Source organism: Olivibacter domesticus (genome assembly GCF_900109575.1).
In the GTDB taxonomy this organism is placed as follows: Bacteria; Bacteroidota; Bacteroidia; order Sphingobacteriales; family Sphingobacteriaceae; genus Olivibacter; species Olivibacter domesticus.
On sequence record NZ_FOAF01000001.1, the window covers coordinates 895,993 to 921,731 of the forward strand.

Genomic DNA, 25,739 nt, shown 5'->3' on the forward strand with positions numbered 1-25,739 from the left:
GAATAATTGTACAAATATAATGAAGTAAAGAAGGACTCAAATTAAAATTAATGCAACTATGTGACATTTTTAAGAAATAGATTATAACGATCCCATAAATAGTTTCGTTTTATAAGATAAGCTTATTATTTTTTTATTGCTGTATTTATTAAAAAGTGTTTTTAGATGAGTGGTCATTTTTGGTAATATGGGATGACCTAAGTTTGGCATATAGGAATATGAAAGTGTTCGTCCGAGTAATTGTTGAAATGTTAGATATGTATCGTAGATAAATACTTTTTCTTCATAAGAACCTGATCTAAAGAATTGATCAAGATTACTCCCTCGAAATTCTCTTCTTTTCACTTCTATATAATCAATCGCGTATTTAAGTATAAAATCTTCGTAAGCTTTTTCAAAATCTGTTTCAGCGCTCCGTATATTCCAAATAATGGCAACTTTCTTATTCTTTTTCAGAATACGCGTGAATTCAACTTTTGCTTTATGCGTATTAAACCAGTGAAAGGATTGAGCGCAAATTATAAGGTCAACACTATTATCTCCCAGCGTAGTTCTTTCGGCAGTAGCGTTAAGTACTTTACAATTCTGCATTTTTTTTAACGCTTTTATCGCTTTTTCACGCATTTCGTCATTTGGTTCGATTGCTATGAGTTCACACGGCCATTTTGCTAATTCGAAAGACAATATACCTGTTCCGGCTCCAAGTTCGGTGATTAAGCTACTCTCACTTAATCTATTGTGCTGATAGATATATTCTAATAAGGTATGTGGATATCCAGGCCTAAACTTATCATAGTTTTCGGCCCTAAGGTTAAAGCGATCAATATTTTTATTAGCAACACTCATTCATTTTTTCACTAATATAATAAAAAAAAGAAAATAAGAAACCCCTGTTTTTCCATTAAACAGGGGTTCTATAAAATTATGTAAGAATAAATAAACAGATCAATTAATAGACTTTTATCATATAAATGAAGTCTTGTACTTTTTTTATTTGTTCAGTACGGTTAAGATTGGCGAGTGTATTTCTTTTATTAATTACTATTTTTTTCTCTAAACTATCCTCTGGTATGGCAGCAATCGCTTTGAGAACATAATCAGATTTTATAGCAAAAGCGGCACCATCTGTTTCGGTTTGTTTACTATTAATAACACCGATAATATTTCCCCGGTTGTCAAGTACTGGCCCGCCACTATTTCCTGGATTTACAGGGATAGAAACCTGATATGCAACAGTATCTCCACTATAACCTGTATTACTGCTTAAATAGCCTCTACCGTAAACAGCTTCCTCACGAGGAAAGCCTATAGTATAAACATCTTCTCCGATATCTGCTGGATTCTGTTTAAACGTGTATGGCAAACTTCCGAAATCTTTAAAATCTTTATCTATAATTTGTAAAACAGCAATGTCATAAGCAGGATCTGTAAAGACTACTTTCACCTTATATGAGTTACCTACATTGTTTTGGAGGTAAACGGAATCCGCATCTTTAATAACATGATAAGTGGTCATCACGTAACCATTGGATGAGAGAGCGAAACCCGTAGCTCCATAATGGCTAGGGTTAATATTTCCACTTTGATTTTTATTAATGTCCTTGATAAGCGCATTCTGTGCTTTCACATTTTGGCGGATACTATTCATATCACGTCGTAAAGCTACATACTGCGAACTATTCTCTTTTGAATAGAAACCTGTAATCCATAAGGTGGTAAACACTGCCAGTATAGCAACAGAAGCGGCAACTAAAGAATTAATTTTATACTTATCCCATAATCGAACAATTAATGGTTTATGAGGGATTGCATTTTTTATAATTTCAGGAATATCTAGAGTGGAATGAATATTATCTAGCTTTTGCTGTAAATCTATTCTTTTCCCATACCCTGTTAATCTTGCTATGAATTCTTTATGCTCATTAAATTTTTCAGAAGACTCCCTGTCGCTTAAGAGGCGATTTTCGAATGCGGTCGCATCTTGGTGGTTCATTTCACCTCTTATGTAAGCATCCGCCAAGCTCAGAAATTCGTGATCACTTTTCATTTTATTAATTTGTTAGCCAAAAAACAGCTTTTTTAATCGTTGTAAACATTTATATTTTTGGGTTTTCGCGTTATCAGTGTTTGTATATCCAAATTTTTCGCATATTTCTTGCATACTTAGATTATGAATATAAAAATCTTTAATTATGGTATGGCAAGGCTCTCCTAGCTTCTCCAACGCGTGTTCCATCATAATAAACTGATGATCTCGTTCCCTTTGTATTTCTATATCGTCTTCTACCTGCAACTTTTCTTCATAATCATCTACGTTACTATAAACACCTCTCTTCGCAAGTTTTTTTAACCAAATATTTCTGCTAACAGAATAGATATATGTTTTTAATTTACTATTGAGTACAAATTGTCCGCACGAAATTTTATCATATAAAATAATGACCGCTTCCTGAAATATATCTTTAGCGTCGTCAATATCTCCACCATTATTTAATATCAAACGAGTCACCATCGGAAAATGCTCTTTATATAACTTTTCAAGCGCATCTGTTTCCCCTTGGAATATTCCCGAAACGATATCTTCATCCGATAGTGTATGTTTCTTTTCGTCGTTCACTAGTTAATACGTTAAAATGCAAATAGTAACCCTCTTAACGGGTGTTTTTTTATTCTTATTGCCTTTGCCACATTTTCCCATATACCTGACAGCTTTATTCGAACTCTTCATAAACCGTCATTTGTTTAAATTAGCAAATCCTTTAATATTGGTTTGCAAAAGTACTGAAATAAACTATTTGTTCTACTTAGCCATATAGCTAACATTTCGATCTAAATACAACCTTAGTGAGAACCAATACACTTATTTTATCTTCCTGCGATAATGCTATCGGGGTATTAATAAATAAAGTGCTTTTTTAGAACTTCTATAACATTTCCTCTATAAAAAACTTTCAATGGTGGAGAGACCGATAATTTCCTTTTATATGCAGTACAGATTATATTGTATATAAAAGGAAATTTATCTAAGTTTGCACCCGCAAAAGGAAATAAAAATAAAAAAATATTTTTTTTTCAAAATGTTGGGTTACCTTTCAACATATGCGGTATAAAGAGGTAAATAACAATTTTATTTAAATCAGAAAAGAAATTAACAATGAAAAATTTATTCAAATTCGGTTTTTTAGGTTTAGCTTTAACTTTAACTGTTGCTGCTTGTAACTCTAACACTAGCGAAACAACTGAAGAAACTACAGACACTACTACAGTTGTAACTCCTAGCGAGCCAGATACTACTGTTATCACTACTGATACTACTGTAACTGCTGATACTACAGTTAAATAAGCTTAACAAAAGCTGAAATAATTAAAAAAGCCGTACTAAGGGTATCTTAGTGCGGCTTTTTCGATTAAAATGACCTCGATTCTGCCTTTAATTTATTCTCATTTATTTACAATTGTAGTAAAACGCGATTAACCTGAATTCGATTATTATTTAACTAATCTGACAAAGAGAGTTAGTGGGGAAGTAATATTTTTTTAACTTTGCGCTTTTACAAATCTTTATAATTTCTAGTTATAACATGGCATTATCCCCTCTTACAGCGATCTCTCCCGTTGATGGTCGCTATCATAGCGCAACAAAAGAACTTTCTTCCTATTTTTCGGAAGCGGCACTTATAAAATATCGCGTATTCATCGAAATTGAATATTTCATTGCATTGTCTACAAAAGGTATTTCGCAATTAGAAACGCTGAAAGATAGCGAGCTGGAACAATTGCGAGATATCTATAAAAATTTTTCAGAAGATGATGCTCAATCGGTTAAGGAACTAGAAAAGACTACCAATCACGATGTGAAAGCTGTGGAGTATTTTATTAAAGAGAAATTTGATCTACTGGGTATTCAAGCTTCTAAGGAATTTATCCATTTTGGGCTCACATCACAAGATATTAATAATACAGCCATCCCCTATTTATGGAAGGAAGCACTTGTAAATATCTACTATCCTACTGTCGAGCAAGTTTTAAGTGAACTGCAAAAAATGGCCGAGCAGTGGGGTAATATTCCAATGCTTGCAAAAACCCATGGTCAACCAGCTTCTCCTACGCGTTTGGGAAAAGAAATCAGTGTATTTGTTGAGCGTCTAGATGTACAGATAAACCAACTGAAAAATATTCCTTTTTCAGCAAAATTTGGAGGTGCAACAGGAAACTTTAATGCTCATCATGTAGCCTACCCTGAACATGATTGGGTTTCTTTTGGAAACAATTTTGTAAATGAGCAATTGGGTTTACATAGATCGCAGAAGACAACACAGATAGAACATTATGATAATTTTGCAGCTCAGTGTGATGCGCTCAAACGCATCAACAATATATTAATCGATCTCTGTAGAGATATTTGGACCTATATATCAATGGATTATTTTAAGCAGCAGATCATTGCTGGACAAATTGGGTCATCTGCTATGCCACATAAAGTAAATCCCATAGATTTTGAAAATGCGGAGGGAAATTTGGGATTTGCCAATGCCATATTAGAACATTTAGCGGCTAAGTTGCCAATTTCGAGACTTCAACGTGATTTAACAGATTCTACAGTTCTTCGTAATATAGGTACTCCGGTAGCGCATGTGGTAATAGCTCTTAAATCTATTATGCGTGGATTAAAAAAACTTATTTTAAACGAAGACGCAATTAAGGCAGATTTAGAAAAAAATTGGGCAGTGGTTGCGGAAGCTATTCAAACAATATTGCGGAGGGAAGGGTATCCTAAGCCTTATGAAGCGTTGAAAGATTTAACGAGAACTAACGAGGTCATTAATAAGGAAGCTATCGCTAACTTTATTGATAGACTTGATATTGCCGATACAATAAAACAGGAGTTAAAAAATATTACCCCATGGACTTATACAGGGCTTTAATCGTATTGTTTTAACATGAAGAACAATTTTCTATCATGTACTGCTTGTTATAACTATGACGCAGGCTTGACCTCATACAAGTTATATTTTTATTAGCTTTGTGTGATTAATTTAAATTGAAATGGCTACCATTAACGTATATACCGAAAGTACACCAAATCCAGCGACTATGAAGTTTCTGGTAAATAAATTATTATATAATGGAAGCTTGGATTTTCCTGACAGGGAAAAAGCACAAGTTTCGCCTTTTGCAAGAGAGCTTTTCAAATTCAATTTTGTGAACGGAGTTTTTTTTGCCAGCAATTTCGTAACTATTACAAAATCAGAAGATAGTGACTGGGAAGATATATTACCCATATTAAAAGATTTTGTAAAAGGAGCAGTGGAATCGGAACTTTTGATACAAGAGATTGCATCAGACGAAAATATTAATTTTGAGGGTTCTGATACTGAAATAAAAATACAACAAGTTTTGCATGATTATGTACGTCCGGCTGTTGAACAAGACGGCGGAGCTATTGCTTATAAATCTTTTGATGAAGGAGTTGTAACTGTAGAATTAAGAGGTTCTTGCAGTGGCTGCCCCTCTTCTACTATCACATTGAAGGCCGGTATAGAAGGCCTATTGAAAAGAATGGTGCCTGAGGTACAAGAAGTTGTTGCCGAAGCTATGTAATATATAAGTAGAGGCTGTTCAAAAAGCCAACCGCCGTCATATCAAGTGTTTGTAACGGAATCGAGATATCTCTTAATGAAGAGAACAAATAACAGATTTCTCCACTTCATTTCATTCTGGTCGAAATGACGACTTTTGGACACCTCTTTTATTTTTTAATGTAATGCCCCTCTGTTTTTCCGGCCGGTATAAACCAAGCCTGCAATTCCTGATAGAATCATTATTACTGAAATGAGTTCTGCTTGTGTGAAACTCAGTTCACCAAGGTGATATTTAGCATTTACTCTAATCAGTTCAATTAAGAATCGCTCTACTCCATTTAATATTAAATAAACACAAAATAGACTTCCTGACGTCTTAATGCGCTTCCGAAGGATCCATAAAATTGCAAACAACACTAAACACATCAAGAACTCATAAAAAGAAGTTGGATATACCGGAAGCGGTAATTCATGACAGAATTTTCCTTCACAATTTGGAATAGGAACACCTTCGTTTATGACGTTATTTGGAAATTTAAAGGCCCAGGCCCAGTCTGGTAACCACTCCAACCAAGACGGCTTAGGATTTGTATTTGGAATTCCCCAGTCGCCATCTCCCGACAACTGGCACCCTAACCGGCCTACGGCATAGCCCATCATAATGCCTGGAGCACCAATGTCAAGCATATGGAACGGTTTTATGCCATTTTTTGAAGTATAATAAATAACGGCAATACCCCCAAAAAGAATACCACCATAAAAAGTTAGGCCGCTAAATGAAAGCAAACTTCCAATAGGATCTTTAACAAACTCATCCCAATATTCTAGGTTATGAAATAGCTTAGCACCAATAAGTCCCCAAATAGCTGCCCATATTAAAATTTGCCCCATTAACTCCTTTGAATGGACAACCTTTTCAACTGTTTTCGGTTCAGGAAGTTGATGTTTCTTTTTATCGGAATAGGACCAATACCCAAATAGAAGTCCTAAAATAATACCTCCAAAAATATTGCCCTCTGAGGATATTAGAAATGTTTGTGGATCATCGGTAAATGCTTTATAATTAAATAAAGCAAAGATCAATTTATATCCAATGATAAAACCGATAATTCCATTGATAACAAAATCAGCGAAGTGTGGTGCTTCTCCTATTCGTATTTTTCGTTTTATAGCCTTAATCAGCCCTTCCTTCTCTTTTCTTTCCAATTCAACCTTAAAAACCCAATATGCACTCAAGAATGCAAATGCTACAAATAATCCAAATGTTTGAATAGGTAAGGGAATAAAAAAACCAGTTAAATATTCTATGAGATGTGAAAGCGTAGGAAACATAAGATAGTGGTAGAAACTTTAAGAGTTTTTGGCTGTTGTTATTTATAGTTTAGACGAGTTGAATATTTTATAAAGATACATCATCTTAAAATTCAGATTATGAAAAAGTTAGGATTAATATTGATTGTAATTGGAGTTATTATGCTAATTTGGACTGGCTTTCGTTATACAAAGAAGGAAACTTTGGTGGATGCTGGACCTGTGGAAATTAATGCTGATAGAGAGAAACAAATAAATTGGCCACCTTATATAGGTGCTATTTTAATAGGCGGCGGCGTGATTGCTTTACTAAGTAGTTCCAAGGTCAAAAGTTAAATGGGGCTAATGCCCCATTTATTTATCCTAATTATCTTAAGAATACTTTTTATCTATCTTTCAAAGCAACGAAATGACGTTTACCTTCACCGGTATAAATTTGCCGAGGTCTGCCAATCGGCTCTTTATTTGTACGCATTTCTTTCCACTGTGCAATCCAGCCAGGTAGACGGCCTAAAGCAAACAGCACAGTAAACATATCGGTGGGAAAGCCTAATGCACGATAAATAATACCTGAATAAAAATCAACATTTGGATATAATTTACGATCGACAAAGTAACTATCATTCAAAGCTGTTTCTTCCAGTTTTTTTGCAATGTCTAAAACAGGATCTTTCACCCCTAAATTATTTAATATATCATCACACGCTTTTTTGATAATTTTAGCACGAGGATCAAAGTTCTTATAAACTCTATGACCAAATCCCATTAGACGGAAAGGGTCGTTTTTATCTTTTGCTTTCGCAAGCCATTTTTCCGAATCTCCACCATCCTCTTTTATTTTCTCTAACATTTCTATTACTGCTTGATTTGCGCCGCCATGAAGCGGGCCCCATAAAGCAGATATTCCAGCCGAAATGGATGTGAAAAGGTTGGCATTTGATGACCCCACAATTCTTACTGTAGAGGTAGAACAATTCTGTTCATGGTCTGCGTGCAGAATTAGCAATTTATTCATCGCTGAACTCACGATAGGATCGATCTCTACATCTTCCGTTAACTGACCAAAAGTCATATTCAAATAGTTCCCAACATAATCTAAGCTGTTTTTTGGATAGATAACAGGATGACCTAGGGACTTCTTATATATCCAGGAAACTATTGTTGGAAATTTTGCCAATAATTTTATAATAGTAAGATTATCTTCTTCTTCGGTAGCGTCTGGATTTAATGATTCAGGATAGAATGCTGAAAGGGCGCCAACCAAAGCAGACAATTGCCCCATCGGATGAGATTTCGTTGGAAAACCTTCAAAAAACTTCTTCATATCCTCGTGTATGAGTGTATGACGACTCACTTTATTCTGAAAATCAATGAATTCACTTTTTGTAGGCAATTCGCCATATATCAGTAAATATGCTACTTCAAGAAAGGATGATTTTTCTGCCAGCTCTTCTATTGGATATCCTCTATAACGGAGTATACCTTCTTCTCCATCAAGATAGGTAATAGCACTAGTGGTGGCTCCTGTGTTTTTAAATCCAGGGTCTAAAGTAATGTAACCTGTTTCCGCTCTAATTTTTGAAATATCTATAGCTTTTTCATTCTCTGTACCCGTAATAACAGGTAACTTTACTTGTTTATCTCCAATATTTAAAGAAACTGTTTCTGACATAATGATTCTATGGTTTGTAACAAAACTAAAAAAAAAAGCCTTAAAACATAGAGTAAGGCTATAAATATTTCAATTAATTTACGTTACGTTAACTTTTGATGCGCATTATCAACTATATAGAATCATTTAATTTCTTGAATAACAGTTCCACAAGTTAGCATTTCATTGCCGAAATAGGGATTCTTAATTTCTGCTGAAGTGGATAACCAGTCTCCGCCTTGTTTATTATTATACATTGGGCAATGCATAACATATATTTCACCTGAATTTAATGAAGCATGTTGATACATTGCTATTAAATCTTTACTTATAGTAGAAAAAGCTGTCCTTTGGAGGGTTAAATCGTTTGAATTAGCCAACTCTTGTGCTAATATGGCAGTATTTTCACATCCATGTATAATTTTAAGATTTTCTGCTAGTTTATCCGAGGCTTCACCCGCTATTTTTGCATCTGATGCAACTAATGCATCTTTTAATTGCATATAAGCTGCCAATACATTTGTAAGTGTATCATCCTCTAGTATAATACCTTCAGCAGTGACGGTACTGCTTGTATCTACCCCATCACTTTTATTATTCTGCCCGCTACCATTACACGCCGCAAAAATCACCATCAGCATCATTATCAATAAAGAATTTCGAGGTTTACATGCGTTCATTTTAATCAAAATTATGTCTACTTGTAGTTTGAGAACAAGTCATCCTATGGATTGTTTTTCGGATACTTCAAAAAAATATTTGCATTATTACGAATAATTCGTAGATTTATGAAATAGACATTCGAAGATGGATAAATTAACTATACAAGAAGAGGAAGCGATGCAATTGATTTGGAAAAGCAATGGCGGTTTTATAAAGGAGCTTCTCGATCAACTAACTGAAAGTAAAATACCTTATACTACGCTGGCATCCACAATAAAAAACCTAGAAAAGAAAGGGTTCTTGAAATCGGTTAAATATGCAAATGCATACAGATATGAACCTTTGATTGGTGAAAAAGAGTATAATGCAAAATTTATGAACGGTTTTGTAAATAATTATTTTAAAAACTCTTACAAAGAATTGGTAAGCTTTTTTGCCAAAGAAGAAAAAATTTCTAAAGATGAATTACGGGAGATTATAAAAATGATTGATAATCAAGAAAATGAATAACTATGCCTGATTTAATTATTTATCTATTGAAGGCGAACTTTGGGATAACCTTATTTTATTTAGGATATCATTTTCTACTTAGACGGCTGACTTTTTACAGTCTTAACCGTTTTTACTTACTTTTTGGTTTGCTGTTTTCGTCGATGTATCCTCTTTTCGATTTCTCATTCCTTTTAAAAGGTAGTGATGAACTAGCGCAGCGCGCAGTATTAATAGATTGGCAAGAAGTTAAGAAAACTACACCCGTTGAGTTTACAGCGTGGAATATACTATATATAATATTTTGGGCGACGGTCTTGTTTTTAGTCGTAAGGTTTATTATCAGACTGTTTGCTTTGTTAAAGATTCACAAACAATCAGTAACTGATGTGTATTCATTCTATAAATATCGAAAAGTATTTTTTGCAATTAACCCTTTCTCGTTCTGGAAAAACATTTACATAAATCCATCGCAGCACAACGATCAGGAGTTTGAAGATATTTTGAAACATGAATATGTGCATGTGGAAGAATTACATACAGTAGACGTGTTGATCGTAGAGATTACTAGTTTCCTTTTCTGGTTTAATCCGTTTATTTGGACAACCAAAAACGCTATAAAAGAGAATTTAGAATTTATAACCGACCAACAGGTGCTTAAGAGTGGCATCGACAAAAAAGTGTATCAGTACAGCCTTGTTAACGTAATTACAAATGTACATAGTCAGAATATTGGTAATAGTTTCAATTTTAAATCACTGAAAAGAAGGATTTTTATGATGAATAAAGCATCTTCGTCTAAAATCAATTTTGGCAAATACATTTTTATTATTCCGGCTATTATATTATTTGTGTTATTGTTTACCATTACAAAGGCCTATGAAGAAGCCAACCAACCTAAACAGCTGTTACGAGCTAACTCAACACAAATAGCTGACTTACATAATCTAAGTTATACGGATACTATTCCACAGAGATTGATGAATACAAAAGTAACAGATAAATCCACAAAAGAGGTTGAGAACCAAATAAAGAGATTCACTGCGAAGAAGAAATCAAATACGAAAGTTACACTTAAAAAAGGCAAAGAGCCACTTTATGTTTTAGATGGAAGAATTCAGGCTGGTGATTTGGGAAATTTAAGTCCTGATGATATTGAAAGTGTTTCTATATTAAAAGATTCTTCTGCTATTGACTTGTACGGTGAAAAGGGTGAAAATGGTGTAGTTGTTGTGACAACGAAACATCGCAAAAATGCCGATCAACTAGCAGCTAAAGTTACTAAAAAATTTGTACCCAAAATGAAATTTAATCATGATAAGAGCCTATTACGGAAAGAACTTATGGTGTTGGTGGATGGAAAGGAAAACCCCTTGGCGTTAGATTTATTGGCTCCCGAACTGATTGAAAGTATTGAGGTTATAAAGGGTGAAAAGGCATTACTGGTATTAGGATCAAAAGGAAGAGACGTTGTGAAAATAACAACAAAGAAACCTACCAGTTTAAATAGCTCGAATGCATCGAACAAAACAACAGATAAAAAATCGCAGTTCGCTATTCATGGTGCTGATTCGGTAGACAATTTTGGATTACGTTAACTGCCAACAATACCTGAGCAATAGACTTTTCTTTTAAATAACGATACTATCAATTCCCCTAGGTAAAGAAACTTAATTAAAATTTCATTACGGCGTTTCATTTATCTAAGTTTGTTATTAGGGTCGCGATAAAACCGCTAATTGATATATTCTATCGCGCCTGTAACGTATACAAATTGTAAGTAACCAATGGTAGATGTACATAGAGAAAAATCAGGAACCGTAACAACTGAGGTTAATAAAAAGGTCGCTACTGTGACTTTTTATCATCCAGCGCATAATGCCCTTCCCTCTTCCCTACTATCACAACTGGCAGCAGTTATTAGGCGACTAGGCAAGAATGCTAATATTCATATAATTATTCTGCAAAGTGAAGGTAGCAAAACCTTTTGTGCGGGAGCAAATTTTGACGAGCTTTTATCTATTCAAGATAAGGCCTCTGGTACGGCTTTCTTTTCAGGCTTTGCGCATGTAATTAATGCTATTCGACTTGCAAAACAACCAGTGGTAGGACGGGTTCAGGGAAAAGCCATAGGAGGAGCTGTTGGACTGGCCGCTGCTTGTGACTATTGTTTTGCCAACAAAAACGCTTTGATTAAGTTAAGTGAGCTTTCTATCGGTATCGGCCCATTTGTCATAGCGCCAGCTATTGCACGTAAACTTGGCCTAAATGCGCTTACTGAACTTTCATTTAACCCTGAGGAATTTAAAAGTGCCGAATGGTGTTTGAAAAAGGGCTTGTTTCATTCATTAAGTGACACTACAGAACAAATGGACAATGCAATCCAACGGTTTTGTGAAAGTATTGCCTCCTATTCTTCGGCTGCGCTATTTGAGATCAAAAAAACACTCTGGCAAGGAACAGATCATTGGGATACACTTTTACTGTCGCAAGCTGAGATTAGCGGACGACTGGTGGTCAATAAACAAACAAAAGCAATATTAAAAAAATTCAAAGCGAAAACAAACTAATAGCTTTATCTGTATATCTATTTTATCAAGTCAGTACTGTCTATTTTTATTCATTATACTTCTTTATTCGTATTAGCCTGTAATACTCTCATTCCAATAAATCAAATTATGTAACATAAATATCTTTTTTTCGTCACAAAATGGGGTCTTAATTTTAGGGTAACAAATAATTATTACATTTGCGGCCGAATGAACGTTCAATTGGAAGTGGAAAACGTATCCGAAAAAAAAACAGCAATCCTGGTAAATATGCTTGAATTAATTGAAGAGCATGGCTTACTCGGTGTGCCTATAAGCTTACTAGCAAAAAAGGCTGGAGTTGCTGCAGGCACTATATATCATTATTTTGAGTCAAAAGACGCCATTATTTTAGAGCTTTTCAATAATGTCCGCGAGGCTATTACACATGAGATCTTTAGAATGAAGGACCGTTCAAAGGATAATTATAGTGAAAGGTTTAAAAGTCTTTGGGTTAATCTGTTTCAGTATTTCGTAGAAAATCCAAGAGTACTATCTTTTATGGAGCAATTTTTTTCCAGTCCGTTTCAACGAATGATTCATTCAAAAGAAAGTCAGTTCTATGAAGATAATTTTTCAAGTTTTTTTTTACTAGGCATAAAAGAAGGCTATATAAAAAAATATGATATTCACATTATTAGTTCGATATTTATGGGAGGTTTGACAATAGCAGCAAAAAAACATAATAATGGCTATCATACATTTTCTAAAGACGAATTGAAAGATATGGCTTCCATCGTTTGGGATGGTTTTAAAATATAATAAAAATAAAACTCTATTGACAGTTTATAAATTACATATGAAGTATACCTATTTTAGTTTATTAGTTTTGTTGTTTACCGGTTTTAACAGTAAGGCCCAAGATACTGTAAAAGTAAACAATAGCATTTCGCAAAATGCAACTTTACAAGAGTGTATAGATTATGCGTTAAAGAATCAGGCGACTGTTCAGCAAGCATTGATCGACGAGGAAATTGGAAAAAAAGATATAGCATCTGCATTGTCGGGTTGGTTTCCACAGATAAGCGCAGACGCCTCTTATAATTATAATGTTAAAATTCCTACCAATGTTATTGGCGATCAGGTAATTCAATTTGGCCAAAAGCATACATCGGCTTTAGTATTACAAGCAGATCAAAAGATATTAGATCCATCTTTAATACAAGCGTCAAAAGCAGCAAGATATGTAAGACTTCAGAATGCACAGAATACAGAGAGTAGTCGGATTAATATTACGGTTGCAGTAAGTAAAGCATTTTATGACGTTTTAACGAGCGAAGAACAAATAAAAATTATCGACGAAAATATTTCGAGAATTAAAAAGCAACTGGCTGACGCTAATGCAAGATATGAGACAGGGCTTGTTGACAAGACAGATTATAAAAGAGCTCAGATTACGCTAAGTAATACGGAAGCAGAAAAGAAACGCAGGTTGGAAATGCTTAAATACAAGTATGCTTATTTAAAGGAATTAGTAGGCGTTACTGTAAGTCAGCCTTTACAGTTATCGTACGATGGAAAAGCCATGGAGGGTGAAATGTTAGTAGATACTACGCAACTTCTCGAGTTCGAAAGAAGAATTGAATATCAACAGCTATTAACGCAGCAACGAATACAGCATATAAATACACAATATAACAAGTGGACCTTTTTACCTAATTTATCCGCCTTCTATAATTATGCTTGGGACTGGCGGACAAATAGCGGGTTCTCAAATCTTTATGATGTAGACTATCCTAGATCTGTTCTTGGCGTAACCTTGTCTATGCCTATTTTCCAAGGGACTAAACGCATTCAGGAGATTAAAAAATCAAAATTACAGGAGGAAAGAATTGATTGGGATATTATTAATCTAAAAAATCAAATTAATACACAACACCAACAAGCAATGGCCACATATAAGGCGAATCTCAATGATTGGAGAACTGCTAAAGAAAATGTTGAATTGTCTAAAGAGGTATATAATACCATTAAGTTACAATATGACGAAGGAATAAAAACTTATCTCGACTTAATGACAGCCGAAACAGATCTTAGAACTACGCAAATAAATTATTTAAATGCACTATATGCCGTTCTTTCAGGTAAGCTTGATGTACAACAAGCCTTAGGTAACATATCTTTTAATCAGCAATAAAACGAAATAACATGAATAGAAATTTAATACATTTTTTAGCTATTATATCAGGAGGTTTGATTATATCTTCCTGTGGCAATAAAAATCAGCAAGGTCAGGGTAGACCAGCAGCCGGGCCTGTTCCAGTAGCTATTGCTGTGGTACCAGAAGAAATAGTAACAGGTGTTAACAACTATCCAGGCACTGTTGTAGCGCTTAACCAGACTGAACTCCGTGCAGAAGTGAATGGTTATATTACTGCCATTTTAGTGCAAGATGGCGCTACTGTTACGAAAGGGCAAAAGCTTTATGAAATAGATCGTACTCGTTATCAAGCTGCTCAGGAGCAAGCAAAAGCAAATGTAGCGATAGCTGAAGCGAATTTAAATAAAGTAAACCGTGACGTGGAGCGTTACAAAAGATTAGCAGAACAAGATGCGATAGCTAAGCAAACATTAGATTATGCACTTACCGACTTAAATAACGCGCAAGCACAAGTTCTATCGGCTAAAGCTGCGATGACATCTGCTACAACCGATTTAGAAAGATCTATCATAAGAGCTCCTTTCAATGGTACCATTGGTATTTCTCAAGTGCGCAACGGTGCTTTAGTCTCCGCTGGTACGACATTAATAAATACGGTGTCTTCAACTAATCCTATTGCGGTTGACTTCCCTGTTAATGAACGCGATATCAAACGTTTCGTAGATATTCAGCATAGTTCTTCTACTTTAAAAGATTCGGTTATTACCCTTCAGTTATCTGGAAACACAACATACAGTAGTCCAGGTCGGGTAAGTGCAATAGATCGTGCCGTTGACCCGTCTACCGGAACAATCACTGTGCGTGCCTCTTTTGAAAATACAAATAATATTTTACGAGCAGGAATGAACACAAATGTAATGGTTGCAAATACTTCGATGGTAAAAATGCCTGTTATCCCGTATCAAGCGGTATCAGAGCAATTGGGTGAGTTTACTGTATTTGTTGTAACAGATAGCAGTACGGTTGTTCAACAGCCGGTTAAACTAGGATTGAAAATGGGCGACAAAGTCGTTATCAATGAAGGATTGAAAGCAGGTGAACAGATTGTTACTGAGGGAACCCAGAATCTTCAACAAGGCGCGAAAATAGTAGACCAAAGTAAGGCTGCAGCAGAAGGACAGGGAGCGCCACAGGAAAAAGGTCCAAGTAAGAAATAAAAGATTATAAAAAGCGAAATATGATATCTGAAGTATTTATTAAAAGGCCGGTAACTGCAATTGTCATTTCTATACTATTAGTTATTATAGGTGCAATTGCCATTACTACCCTTCCTATTAGCCAATATCCAGATGTAGCCCCACCAACTGTAACGGTAACAGGTACCTATACCGGTGCCGATGCGGCTACAGTAGAGCAGACCGTAACAACGCCTATTGAAAGTCAAATAAATGGTACGCCAGGTATGACTTATCTTCAATCGAACAGTACATCTGATGGAAGATCGTCGATAACGGTTACTTTCGATGTCGGTACGGATGTTGATATTGCTACCCTTGACGTTCAGAATCGGGTGGGAATTGCGGAGCCTGCATTGCCGGAAGCGGTTAGACGTTTAGGTGTGATTACGCGTAAAGCGAATAATGATATATTGATGGTAGCTGGCCTCGTGTCTCCAAACGGCACTCATGACGAGAAGTTCCTATCAAACTATGTTCAAATATATGTAAAGGATGCATTGTTACGTGTTCCTGGCGTGGGTGATGTGCAGTCCTTTGGGCAACCATTTAGTATGCGTGTATGGCTCGATGCTGATAAATTATCTCGTCTCAGCCTTACTCCTAGCGATATTAGTGCAGCCATTCAAGAGCAGAATTTGCGTATCCCAGGTGGTAGTGTAGGTGCAAAACCACAAGCTTCTACACAAGCTTTTGAGTTTAACGTAATTCTAGATGGCGACCTGATTACTCCAGAACAATTTGAAAGTATTATTGTTAAAACGAACACAGATGGTTCCCTAGTTTATCTGAAAGACGTAGCGCGTATCGAGTTAGGTGAATTTGCCTATGCTACCTCTTCCAAAGTTAATGGCCAAGTGGCATCGATGATGATGATTAACCAAATGCCTGGTGGTAATGCGGTCGAAACAGCTGAAGGAATTGAACAAGCCCTGGAAACCTTAAAAAAATCCTTTCCAAACGACATGGATTATGTAGTCAGCTATGAGACTATCTCCATGGTAAAAGCTTCTATTAGCTCTGTTATTCATACGCTAGTGGAGGCACTGGTATTGGTAACCGTTGTTGTTTTTGTCTTTCTACAAAGTTGGAGAGCAACGTTAATTCCGGTATTGGCAATTCCAGTATCTATTGTTGGTACGTTTATCTTCTTCATTTTGTTCGGGTTTTCGATCAATACACTGACGATGCTCGCATTCGTATTGGCCATCGGTATTGTGGTGGATGATGCCATTGTGGTGGTTGAAGCGGTCCAGCATTATATAGATAGTGAAGGGCTTTCTGCAAAAGATGCAACCCGAAAGGCAATGAAAGATATCACAGCCCCGGTTATTGCCATTGCGTTAATATTAGCAGCGGTATTCGTACCCGTTGGCTTTATACCAGGGATGGTGGGTAAATTGTATCAGCAATTTGCCATTACGATTGCTGTATCCGTTTTACTATCTGCTTTCATTGCGCTTTCACTTACGCCCGCGCTTTGTTCGTTGATGTTAAAACCAATGAAGTTAGACAAAGACTCAAGGGGTTTGAATAGACTTTTCTATTTATTTAACACGTGGTTCCATCGGACAACCCAAAAATATTCTAAAGGTGTTCAATGGTGCATTAGAAAAACACCATTTGTTATGATTATCCTTGTCTGCATCTTTGTAGGCACTTATGGCCTGTTTACTGCGAAGCCAAGTGGTTTTATTCCGCAGGAAGATGCAGGTGTGTTTTTTATGGGAATCTCTTTACCCGAAGGGTCTTCTGCCGCCAGAACCAACGCATATTTAGATGAAATCACGAAATATGTTCAAAAAGAGATACCTGAGATACAGAATATTACTGCCATCTCTGGTATTAATATCTTGAATAGGGCGTTTAAATCAAGTGCTGCAACTTGTTTTGTGCAGCTAAAACCATGGGAGCAACGCCATCGTAGTGTCAATGAAATTACGGGGCAACTGATGGCTACATTCGGCGCTAACAGTAAAGGAGCGTTGTTTGCTGCCTCCCCACCTCCAATCCCTGGTTTGGGTACCACTGGTGGTTTCACGCTCGAAATCCAAGAGCAACAAGCAGGCGATATTAAAGCGTTTGAAGGAATTGTAGGTAAATTCTTAGGGGCTGCCAATCAAAGACCAGAAATTGCAATGGCTTACACCCTATTTAACACGAAAACACCTAACTATAAGGTAGAAGTGAATCGAGAGCAAGCAAGGAAAATGGGTGTTCCTATTAATTCAATTTACAGTACTATTTCGACCTACTTCGGCAGTAGTTACATCAATGATTTTGTGTTGTATGGCCGTACATTTAGGGTAGTGACGCAAGCAGATACCAATTATCGTAAACATATAGAAGACATTAATAATCTCTATGTGAAAAATACGGTAGGAACGGCCGTTCCATTAGGGACGCTAGTAAATTATAAGGTAATTGAGAATCCTTCCATCATTAATCACCACAACATTTTCCGTTCGATTGAGGTAACTGGAAATGCAGCTCCCGGGTATAGTAGTGGTGACGCTTTGACGGCACTTGAAGAAGTAGCTGCCCAAACCTTGCCAAGTGGTTACACAACAAGCTTTGCCGGGCTAAGTCTGCAAGAAAAAGAAGCAGGGAATAAAACTGTGATGATCTTTGCACTCTGTCTTATTTTCGTATTTCTTTTACTTGCCGCGCTGTATGAGAGTTGGTCTGTTCCTTTCTCCATTCTAATGTCTGTTCCGGTAGGTGTATTTGGTGCTATTTTAGCACTTACGTTTCTACCTAGACTGGATAACAACATTTATGCGCAAATTGGCTTGGTGACCTTAATTGGGCTGGCGGCAAAAAATGCTATCTTGATTGTGGAGTTTGCTAAGGAGCGGGTTGATATGGGAATGGAGCTGATTGCAGCAACGATGGATGCCGTTAAATTAAGATTGCGTCCCATCGTCATGACGTCTATGGCCTTCATTTTGGGTATCATTCCTTTGATGCTATCAGGCGGTGCCGGCGCGATGTCTCGTCAAACCATTGGATGGACAGTATTTGGCGGAATGTTAGCAGCAACATTATTGGCGATTTTTATTGTACCAGTACTGTTTGTGTTAATAACACGTTTAGCATATGGTAAGAAAAAATTAGCCGAGCTACAAGCTAATTATAATCCAGATGATCATAAGGATATGCTTCATTCGGAAGATTAAAATGCCTTTTCCAAATTTGTTGTAATAATAAAATGCGAGGACCGGTGAATATATATTACCGGTCCTTTTTTTATTTAACTCTTTTCCAGGTTTCAGTTCGTCCTAAAATACTAATGCCAACGAAACCTCTTATATCTAACTTGTCATTTCCTTTAATGGTCATTTTACAACTATATGTTTTTCCTGACTTTGGGTCATAGATGGTTCCATTCTCATAGATACCCTTTCCGTTTGAGGTAAATCCTTCCAAGATTTGAAGTCCTTGTACCAATCTTTCCCGCTTGGCTTCATCAGGATTCTTAATATCTTTTTTGGGCTGGCCTGCTTCGTCATTAGGTTCTTTCAGCCAGTACAGCTTTCCATAATATTTCTCTCCTTTTTTGGTAATTTCAATTCTCCCCTCTCCGCTCGGATTTTGCCATTTACCTAAAATTAAATCGTTGTTCTGCGAAAATACTGGTAAGCTAAAAATTGCTAGCGTAAAAATTAAAAGTATTCTTTTCATAACCGGTTTTTAACTTGTAAATATTAATATGATCAATAAATATAATAAATACTATGTATGCATAAAAAATAATAATATTATTATTGACATAACCATTCTTTGTATGTAATGTTTCATCTGCCTGCCAAAAAATAAGCTATTGTGTGCTAACAAATTAAAAAAAGCCGTCTAATAAAATTTTATGAACCGAATACAAGTACTATATTTGCAGGCGAGTTTATTATTGTGGAATCTTGAACATCATAATTCTACATGTTACTGAACTTAACTCTTGAGAGTTCAAACTATTTTAGTATTGGAACGTCAAGATAAAATGGACTCTTTGCGGGAGTGGCGAAATTGGTAGACGCACCATCTTGAGGGGGTGGCGCTCTTAGGGGCGTGGCAGTTCGAATCTGCTCTTCCGCACAATGTGTAAGCAAATGAGCATTATCTCATTTGCTTTTTTTGTCTCATATACTTTTAAACGCCTAACGATTGTACTAAAAAAAGAAGATTTAGGTTATGTTCATCTTGGATTTATATACGTGTCAATGTATCTCTGAAATACTTGTATATAAATTTTCAAAAACCATATCGTAAATTCATTAGGGTATTTTGATACTGCCTCTTTTAAATCTGTAATGCCAACCCATTTGTAGTCCATCACTTCAATTGAGTTTGTTTCAACTCTGTCGTTATAATAGCCAACGAGTATATGATCAAACTCATGCTCTATCAAACCATTTTCAAATTCAGCTTTATATATAAATGAAGAAACAATCTGCAAGTCGGCGTGTATACCCATTTCCTCCGTTAATCTGCGTTCAGCGGCAGCTACAATGTCTTCGCCTGGGGAGGGGTGGCTACAACAAGTGTTCGTCCAGAGCCCTCCGCTATGGTACTTATCTAATGCTCTTTTTTGTAATAATAATTCATGTTTATTATTAAAAATGAAAACACTAAAAGCTCTATGCAATAATCCTTTTTGATGCGCTTCGAGCTTCTCCATACTACCTATTTCTTGATCATTCGAATTTACTAAGATAACTTCCCTCATATAAGTAAATTACATAAATAAAAAGGATCTGCAAAAAAATCATCCATTTTTTTGTCTATACTTAAAAGTTGATAAAAAAGGGTTTCAAAATTTCTTTATACGCTGCAGAATAAACGCCTTTGTCTTTATAAAGCGTGAGATATTCATGAGATGTGGTTAGGTTATTATCTGTTTTAACTAAAGCTATTATTTCTCTGTATGGTTCACTGTTTACAAAAGACCTTAGTCCGATTGTTTTTTGATGTTTAAACCCAAACGCCGTGATGGCTTTATTTACAATATATTCAGCGAGTTTTGGTGGCAATACTAATTGTATTGAACCGTCATCATTAAGCCACCAGTTAGCTTTTTCCAATAATTGATCATAAAATTCGAAGGAGGTATGCCGCGCATTCGATTTTCGCCGATCTGGATTTTTAAGTGCATTAGTGAAAAATGGAGGATTGCTGACAATAAGATCGTATGTAGATTGATGGCTAAAGTTTTGAAAAGATATATGGTGATTATTTATCCGTGGAAAGAAAATAGAGTTTTTAAAATTACGTTGGGCTAACATGGAACTCTGTTCATCAATATCTATTGCATCAATAGTAGCATCAGAATAACGTTGAGCCATCATTAATGCGATTACTCCAGTACCAGTACCAATGTCTAAAATCCGATTAGCATTTTTTTTCTCCGCTAACGCTCCAAGCAAGACTCCGTCAGTATTAATTTTCATAGAGCAGTCTGTTTGATCTACATCAAATTGTTTAAACCTAAATAGAGATCGCATTCTTGTTGCTTTTTAACTTTTTAGCTAAGATACCTGTGTTGGGCGCAAAGATAAATACAATAGTAAAAAAAACACCTAAAAGCACTGTCATGCAACCTGCGATGGATGCGTTGAGCCAATAAGCTAACCAATAACCGAAAAAAGATATTAAAACACCAAGTATGCAAGTAATGATCAACATCTTTTTTAGATCATCTGTCAGTAAATAAGCGGTTGCAGGTGGTCCGATTAGAAAAGCCACAACGAGAATAGATCCGACTGACTCAAATGAAGCAACCGTTGTAATAGACACTGCTCCCATGAGTAAGTAATGCCATAATACCGTTGGAATTCCAATGGCTGTAGCAAAAGCAGGATCAAATGTGCCAATCTTTAAATGTTTATAACCAATAGTTATAAATAAAACAATGAGAACTAATACAGTGGACAATATATATATGGGTCTAGGCCCCATAATTGTTCCGTCATCAAGTATCCACAAGTCAATCGGCACATAAGCTATTTCACCATATAGCACGCAATCCTGATCTATATCAACTTTTCCCGTGAACACACTAATAAGGATAATGCCGACTGCGAATAACAATGTAAAAGTAACTCCTATAGCAGCATCTGTTTGTAACTTGGCCTTTTGATGCAGATATTCAATTATAAAAGTGCTTAGAAGACCAAAGAAACCAGCACCTAAAAGCATCGATAAAGGTTCTCTATTTCCGCTGAGTAAAAAAGCGATTACGATTCCAGGTAATACCGCATGACTTATTGCATCTCCAATCATGCTCATCTTACGCAAAATAAGGAAGCTACCTAATAAGCCGCAAGAAATGGCTACCAAACTACCTGTTAATATAATCCAAAAAGCTATCATGAAATTATAATCTTGGAATTTTCTGTTTATGTGGATCGTCACTCGGATAACCCAATAGATGTTCTAATTCATTTTCGATTTCGGGCGTAATAATATGCTCTATTGTTTCAGCATCATCATGTACGTGGTCTGGTGCTATATGCATATAATTTGTCAGGTATAATTCCCATAATCTATGTAACTTAATAATCCTGGCAGCATCTTGCACTCCTGTTTTTGTAAGTATCCATTTTTCTTCTGTTTCTTTAATTAAACCTTTAGAACAAAGGCTTATTAGACTTTTCTTAAGCTGCTTCTCCCCTATCCTTTGTTTATCAGCAAGCGTTGCCATACTTCTAGGCAGTTCAAAATCTTCATCGCGCTCGCCTAAATGATAGAATGCTTTCAACGTATTTTCATCTCTCATAGTTGTCTTATTAACATTGTTTCTAACCCATTTAGCGAAAATGCCTTTCTTTGGTGCACAGAAAAATGAAATTACCGCTATAAAAGAAGAGGTAACTACCATCCATGGTCCGGTAGGCATAGAAGGAGCAACATAAGATATGTAAGCACCCAAAATACCAGATAGGGCTCCAAAAATAGCAGCGATAATAACCATTTTACGTATGTTATCAGTCCAATACCTTGCAGCCGCACCAGGTGTAATGAGCATAGCAGCCATAAGTACCACCCCTACAGCTGTTATTCCAGTTACAACCGCAAGAACTGTCAAAGTGGTAAGCAACATATCCAAACTTTTCACAGGGAAACCTAAACTTTTAGCAAAATTCTCATCAAAAGCCACTAATGTTAATTCCTTAAAAAAGACAGAAACTATAACGAGTAAAATGATAGCTATTACTCCAAAAGTAACCAGGTCTGTACCAACGAGTGCAGCAGCTTTTCCAAAAATAAAACTATCCAATCCACTTTGAGAAGAGTTGCCTGACTGTTGTATAAAGGTTAATAAAACAATCCCCGCACCAAAAAAAACAGATAGTACCAATCCTATGGCTGTATCTTTTTTTATTTTGGAGTGAGCCACAATATAATCTATAAGAAGTAAAGACATCCACCCCGTAAAGAACGCCCCGCAAATAAGGAAAGAAATATTTTTAGTTCCCGTAAATAAAAAAGCTGCACATACCCCCGGTAAAACCGAATGAGCGACTGCATCACCTACCAAAGCCTTTTTTTTCAACAAAGTAAAGCAACCTACGATAGCAGAACTTGCTGCTAAAAGAATTGAACCAAAAACTACGTAACGAATATTTGGATCTGAAAAAGAAAAAAAAGTGACGAGATCATCCATAACTGTATTATTTTTCTCTTGGAGGTATTTGCCTTTCTTCCAGAATATTACCTATTTCAGTTAATAAAGTTAATTTGCCACCATAGGCCTCTTGTATAAGTTTATTATTGAAAACTTTTTGAGTAGGACCCGAAGCCACTAATCTCATATTGATCAGGATTACCCAATCAAAGTAATTTACAACAGATTGCAGATCATGATGTACAACGATAATGGTTTTATTTTTATTAGCCATCTCTCTTAAAATCTCTATGATAGCTTTTTCGGTAGCGGCATCTACACCTGCAAAAGGTTCGTCCATTAAATATAAATCAGCTTCCTGTGCTAAAGCCCTTGCCAGAAAGACACGTTGTTGTTGCCCACCGGAAAGTTGTGAAATTTGCCTTTTAGTGTAATCTTGAAGCCCTACTTTTTCTAAACATTCCAAAGCAATTCTTTTATCTTGCTTGTTTGTGTTTTTAAATAATCCAAGTTTTCCGTACCGGCCCATAAGTACTACATCTAACACAGAAGCGGGAAAATCCCAGTCTACTGATTCTCTTTGCGGAACATAACTAACTCTGCTTCTAACGGCGTTTAAGGTTTGATCAAATATTTTAATGTATCCGCTAGATGAAGGAATAACTCCCATTATTGTTTTTATTAGCGTGGATTTACCGGCACCATTTGGGCCTATTATACCTGCTATGCATCCTTTTGGCAATGAAAAATCAATATCCCATAAAACGGGTTTTCTTGAATAGCTAACGGTGAGATCGTGTATCTCTAATACGGGATCTACTATATCTTCTTTCATTATTATTTATTTGACTATTTTAAAGCCTTTACTATTGTATTGACATTATGCTTTACCATACCTATATATGTGCCTTCGGGTGTTCCTGAAGCTCCCATAGCATCAGAAAAGAGATTTCCACCGATTAGGAGTTTCCCACCTTTTTCATTCACACCTGCTATTACAGCTTTAATTGCTCTATCAGAGACAGAAGTTTCTAAGAAGATCGCATTTATTTGGCGTTCTAAAATAAAAGTCACCAGTTTGGAAACATCACGTAAACCAAATTCTGCTGTCGTTGATATCCCTTGTAATCCCATTACTTCAATGTTATAGGCGCTCCCAAAATAGTTAAAGGCATCGTGTGCAGTAATCATTACTCTCTTATGAACAGGAATTGCACTTATCATATTTTTAACTTCTTTATCTAGTAACAATAAGGTTTCTATATAACTACTGGCATTAGCTTTATAGAAGTTTGCATGCTTTTTATCAAGAGAGATTATTTTTTTTGCTATTAAGTCAACCACTTCTGCCCAAATTTTAATATCAAACCATATATGAGGATCTACAGCAGTAGCGAAAGAGCTATCCGTGCGTACAAGTGCTTTAGGTAATTCATCTCCCACACCTAATACCGGTCTTGTTCTCCCTAATTTATTTAATACTTCTGTTAGTTTGCCTTCTAAGTGCAGGCCACCGTAAATAATCAAATCTGCTTGCAAGAATTTTTCAAGATCACCTTGGCTCGCTTTATAGACATGAGGGTCGACCCCGGCACCCATAATAGTTTGCACATAGGCTGAATCTTTAACAATATTTTTGACTGCGTCAGCTAATATACCTGTTGTTGTTACGATATATAACCTATCTTTTTTTTCTGGTACTTGAGTACAGCCACCCCAAAACAGACATAATAAAAGAATTCCAAATGATTGATATAAATTTCTCATACTTTTCTAAAAGATAGATATACAAAAGTATAAAAATTAGGTTAATCTAACAATATATGTATAGCTATTTTAACATGCAAAAAAAAGAGCAACCTTATTGATTGCTCTTTTTAAATACGGTTTAATTCGATTGTATTTATGTAGCCCAAGCTTTATCGCCTTTTTTATAAGGAAAATTACCATCATAGCGACCTGGTATCTTCACATATCGAAGTGCTTTTGTTGCACCCAATTCGGAAGTAAAGAACCCTAAGAGCGTAAGTTGCTTAATCATACTAAAATAATGGTTAGGCTCTCCTTCTTTTTTATTCTTAGCGTAATCTTTGGCTTCTTTATCAATTTCTGTAAGAAGGCTTGTTCTCTCCTCTGGGCTCAATTCTTGAAACGTCTTGCTAAACTTGCTTTTAGAAGTTTCTTCCAATTTACTTAGTCCTTCTAGGAAGATCTTTTGATCTTCTGTAGTATAACAATCTCTTACCATTACAGGAATAAAAGCACCAACGCCAGCTTCCTTAGCACCTGGACTTGATGTTTTAGGTAGGATAGTTTCTGCAATATCCCCAAGGTAATCAATCTGCTCTTCTTTGAACAAACTTTCCACATCCTTAGATGCAGGGCGAGTACAGCCTTCAAGGAAAAGGTTAGCACCTATTACGGTACCTCCCATGATCCAAGCTACTCGGGTTAAGGCTTCTCTTCTATTCATATCTTAAATCCGTTTAGTATATGGG

The 25,739-nt window shown here is 35.9% G+C and carries 25 protein-coding genes and 1 tRNA gene; 12 read left to right on the forward strand and 14 right to left on the reverse strand.

The window, feature by feature from the left end; all coding sequences use genetic code 11:
* Positions 1-81 precede the first annotated feature (81 nt).
* From BMY50_RS03820 to BMY50_RS03830, 3 genes are all read right to left on the reverse strand, one after another.
* Positions 82-846 carry a class I SAM-dependent methyltransferase gene (locus BMY50_RS03820; RefSeq protein WP_093318563.1) on the reverse strand — a complete coding sequence of 255 codons (765 nt, stop codon included), beginning with the start codon at positions 844-846 and terminating at the stop codon, positions 82-84.
* A gap of 103 nt (positions 847-949) precedes the next feature.
* Entirely contained in the window at positions 950-2,047 is a 1,098-nt protein-coding gene (locus BMY50_RS03825; protein WP_093318565.1) for a S1C family serine protease, read from the reverse strand.
* A gap of 12 nt (positions 2,048-2,059) precedes the next feature.
* Complete coding sequence (locus BMY50_RS03830; protein ID WP_093318567.1) at positions 2,060-2,617, reverse strand: RNA polymerase sigma factor; 558 nt, start codon at positions 2,615-2,617, stop codon at positions 2,060-2,062.
* 537 nt (positions 2,618-3,154) lie between these two features.
* On the opposite strand from BMY50_RS03830, the gene BMY50_RS03835 reads away from it, so the two are divergent.
* The 3 genes from BMY50_RS03835 to BMY50_RS03845 all read left to right on the forward strand — a co-directional run bounded on the left by BMY50_RS03835 (position 3,155) and on the right by BMY50_RS03845 (position 5,601).
* Entirely contained in the window at positions 3,155-3,343 is a 189-nt protein-coding gene (locus BMY50_RS03835) for a hypothetical protein (RefSeq protein WP_093318569.1), read from the forward strand.
* A 238-nt stretch (positions 3,344-3,581) separates the two neighbouring features.
* Positions 3,582-4,925 carry an adenylosuccinate lyase gene (gene purB / locus BMY50_RS03840; RefSeq protein ID WP_093318571.1) on the forward strand — a complete coding sequence of 448 codons (1,344 nt, stop codon included), beginning with the start codon at positions 3,582-3,584 and terminating at the stop codon, positions 4,923-4,925.
* A gap of 121 nt (positions 4,926-5,046) precedes the next feature.
* Positions 5,047-5,601, forward strand: coding sequence for a NifU family protein (locus BMY50_RS03845; protein WP_093318573.1), 555 nt, complete (start codon positions 5,047-5,049; stop codon positions 5,599-5,601).
* A gap of 155 nt (positions 5,602-5,756) precedes the next feature.
* On the opposite strand, the gene BMY50_RS03850 is transcribed toward BMY50_RS03845, so the two are convergent.
* Positions 5,757-6,914 (reverse strand): prolipoprotein diacylglyceryl transferase, encoded by a 1,158-nt coding sequence (locus BMY50_RS03850; protein ID WP_093318575.1) that lies wholly within the window; start codon positions 6,912-6,914, stop codon positions 5,757-5,759.
* Positions 6,915-7,013: 99 nt separating this feature from the next.
* On the opposite strand from BMY50_RS03850, the gene BMY50_RS03855 reads away from it, so the two are divergent.
* Positions 7,014-7,229 (forward strand): hypothetical protein, encoded by a 216-nt coding sequence (locus tag BMY50_RS03855; protein ID WP_093318577.1) that lies wholly within the window; start codon positions 7,014-7,016, stop codon positions 7,227-7,229.
* Positions 7,230-7,278: 49 nt separating this feature from the next.
* Here BMY50_RS03855 and BMY50_RS03860 read toward each other — a convergent pair whose 3' ends face one another.
* Together BMY50_RS03860 and BMY50_RS03865 are read right to left on the reverse strand one after the other, a co-directional pair.
* Positions 7,279-8,565 (reverse strand): citrate synthase, encoded by a 1,287-nt coding sequence (locus BMY50_RS03860; protein ID WP_093318579.1) that lies wholly within the window; start codon positions 8,563-8,565, stop codon positions 7,279-7,281.
* 122 nt (positions 8,566-8,687) lie between these two features.
* Complete coding sequence (locus BMY50_RS03865; protein WP_093318581.1) at positions 8,688-9,224, reverse strand: DUF3347 domain-containing protein; 537 nt, start codon at positions 9,222-9,224, stop codon at positions 8,688-8,690.
* Positions 9,225-9,351: 127 nt separating this feature from the next.
* Between BMY50_RS03865 and BMY50_RS03870 the strand changes: the two genes are divergently transcribed.
* The 7 genes from BMY50_RS03870 (at position 9,352) to BMY50_RS03900 (ending at position 18,799) form a co-directional block, all read left to right on the forward strand.
* Positions 9,352-9,717 carry a BlaI/MecI/CopY family transcriptional regulator gene (locus BMY50_RS03870; RefSeq protein WP_093318583.1) on the forward strand — a complete coding sequence of 122 codons (366 nt, stop codon included), beginning with the start codon at positions 9,352-9,354 and terminating at the stop codon, positions 9,715-9,717.
* Positions 9,718-9,719: 2 nt separating this feature from the next.
* Positions 9,720-11,294 (forward strand): M56 family metallopeptidase, encoded by a 1,575-nt coding sequence (locus BMY50_RS03875; protein ID WP_093318586.1) that lies wholly within the window; start codon positions 9,720-9,722, stop codon positions 11,292-11,294.
* Positions 11,295-11,483: 189 nt separating this feature from the next.
* Complete coding sequence (locus BMY50_RS03880; RefSeq protein WP_093318588.1) at positions 11,484-12,266, forward strand: enoyl-CoA hydratase/isomerase family protein; 783 nt, start codon at positions 11,484-11,486, stop codon at positions 12,264-12,266.
* 189 nt (positions 12,267-12,455) lie between these two features.
* Complete coding sequence (locus BMY50_RS03885) at positions 12,456-13,046, forward strand: TetR/AcrR family transcriptional regulator (RefSeq protein WP_093318590.1); 591 nt, start codon at positions 12,456-12,458, stop codon at positions 13,044-13,046.
* Positions 13,047-13,083: 37 nt separating this feature from the next.
* Positions 13,084-14,421 carry a TolC family protein gene (locus tag BMY50_RS03890; protein WP_093323536.1) on the forward strand — a complete coding sequence of 446 codons (1,338 nt, stop codon included), beginning with the start codon at positions 13,084-13,086 and terminating at the stop codon, positions 14,419-14,421.
* Positions 14,422-14,432: 11 nt separating this feature from the next.
* Entirely contained in the window at positions 14,433-15,602 is a 1,170-nt protein-coding gene (locus tag BMY50_RS03895) for an efflux RND transporter periplasmic adaptor subunit (protein WP_093318592.1), read from the forward strand.
* Between the two features lie 20 nt (positions 15,603-15,622).
* The gene (locus BMY50_RS03900; RefSeq protein WP_093318594.1) at positions 15,623-18,799 is read left to right on the forward strand and encodes an efflux RND transporter permease subunit; all 3,177 of its coding nucleotides are present in this window, start codon (positions 15,623-15,625) and stop codon (positions 18,797-18,799) included.
* A gap of 70 nt (positions 18,800-18,869) precedes the next feature.
* Here BMY50_RS03900 and BMY50_RS03905 read toward each other — a convergent pair whose 3' ends face one another.
* The gene (locus BMY50_RS03905; RefSeq protein WP_093318596.1) at positions 18,870-19,304 is read right to left on the reverse strand and encodes a DUF2147 domain-containing protein; all 435 of its coding nucleotides are present in this window, start codon (positions 19,302-19,304) and stop codon (positions 18,870-18,872) included.
* A 324-nt stretch (positions 19,305-19,628) separates the two neighbouring features.
* Here BMY50_RS03905 and BMY50_RS03910 point away from each other — a divergent pair.
* A tRNA-Leu gene (locus tag BMY50_RS03910) sits at positions 19,629-19,712 on the forward strand.
* A 100-nt stretch (positions 19,713-19,812) separates the two neighbouring features.
* Here the strand turns inward: BMY50_RS03910 and idi are convergent.
* The 7 genes from idi to BMY50_RS03945 form a co-directional block, all read right to left on the reverse strand.
* Complete coding sequence (gene idi / locus BMY50_RS03915) at positions 19,813-20,343, reverse strand: isopentenyl-diphosphate Delta-isomerase (protein WP_093318598.1); 531 nt, start codon at positions 20,341-20,343, stop codon at positions 19,813-19,815.
* Positions 20,344-20,404: 61 nt separating this feature from the next.
* Positions 20,405-21,118: a tRNA1(Val) (adenine(37)-N6)-methyltransferase gene (locus BMY50_RS03920; RefSeq protein WP_093318600.1), complete on the reverse strand. Its 714-nt coding sequence runs from the start codon at positions 21,116-21,118 to the stop codon at positions 20,405-20,407.
* Positions 21,102-21,986 carry a metal ABC transporter permease gene (locus BMY50_RS03925; protein WP_093318602.1) on the reverse strand — a complete coding sequence of 295 codons (885 nt, stop codon included), beginning with the start codon at positions 21,984-21,986 and terminating at the stop codon, positions 21,102-21,104. Before BMY50_RS03925 ends, BMY50_RS03920 begins: the two co-directional genes overlap by 17 nt.
* 4 nt (positions 21,987-21,990) lie before the next feature.
* Positions 21,991-23,280 carry a metal ABC transporter permease gene (locus BMY50_RS03930; protein ID WP_093318604.1) on the reverse strand — a complete coding sequence of 430 codons (1,290 nt, stop codon included), beginning with the start codon at positions 23,278-23,280 and terminating at the stop codon, positions 21,991-21,993.
* 7 nt (positions 23,281-23,287) lie between these two features.
* Positions 23,288-24,076 carry a metal ABC transporter ATP-binding protein gene (locus BMY50_RS03935; protein ID WP_093318606.1) on the reverse strand — a complete coding sequence of 263 codons (789 nt, stop codon included), beginning with the start codon at positions 24,074-24,076 and terminating at the stop codon, positions 23,288-23,290.
* A 14-nt stretch (positions 24,077-24,090) separates the two neighbouring features.
* Entirely contained in the window at positions 24,091-25,008 is a 918-nt protein-coding gene (locus BMY50_RS03940) for a metal ABC transporter solute-binding protein, Zn/Mn family (protein WP_093318615.1), read from the reverse strand.
* A gap of 136 nt (positions 25,009-25,144) precedes the next feature.
* Positions 25,145-25,714, reverse strand: a complete 570-nt coding sequence (locus BMY50_RS03945) for a gluconate 2-dehydrogenase subunit 3 family protein (protein ID WP_093318616.1) — start codon at positions 25,712-25,714, stop codon at positions 25,145-25,147.
* Between the last annotated feature and the right edge of the window lie 25 nt (positions 25,715-25,739).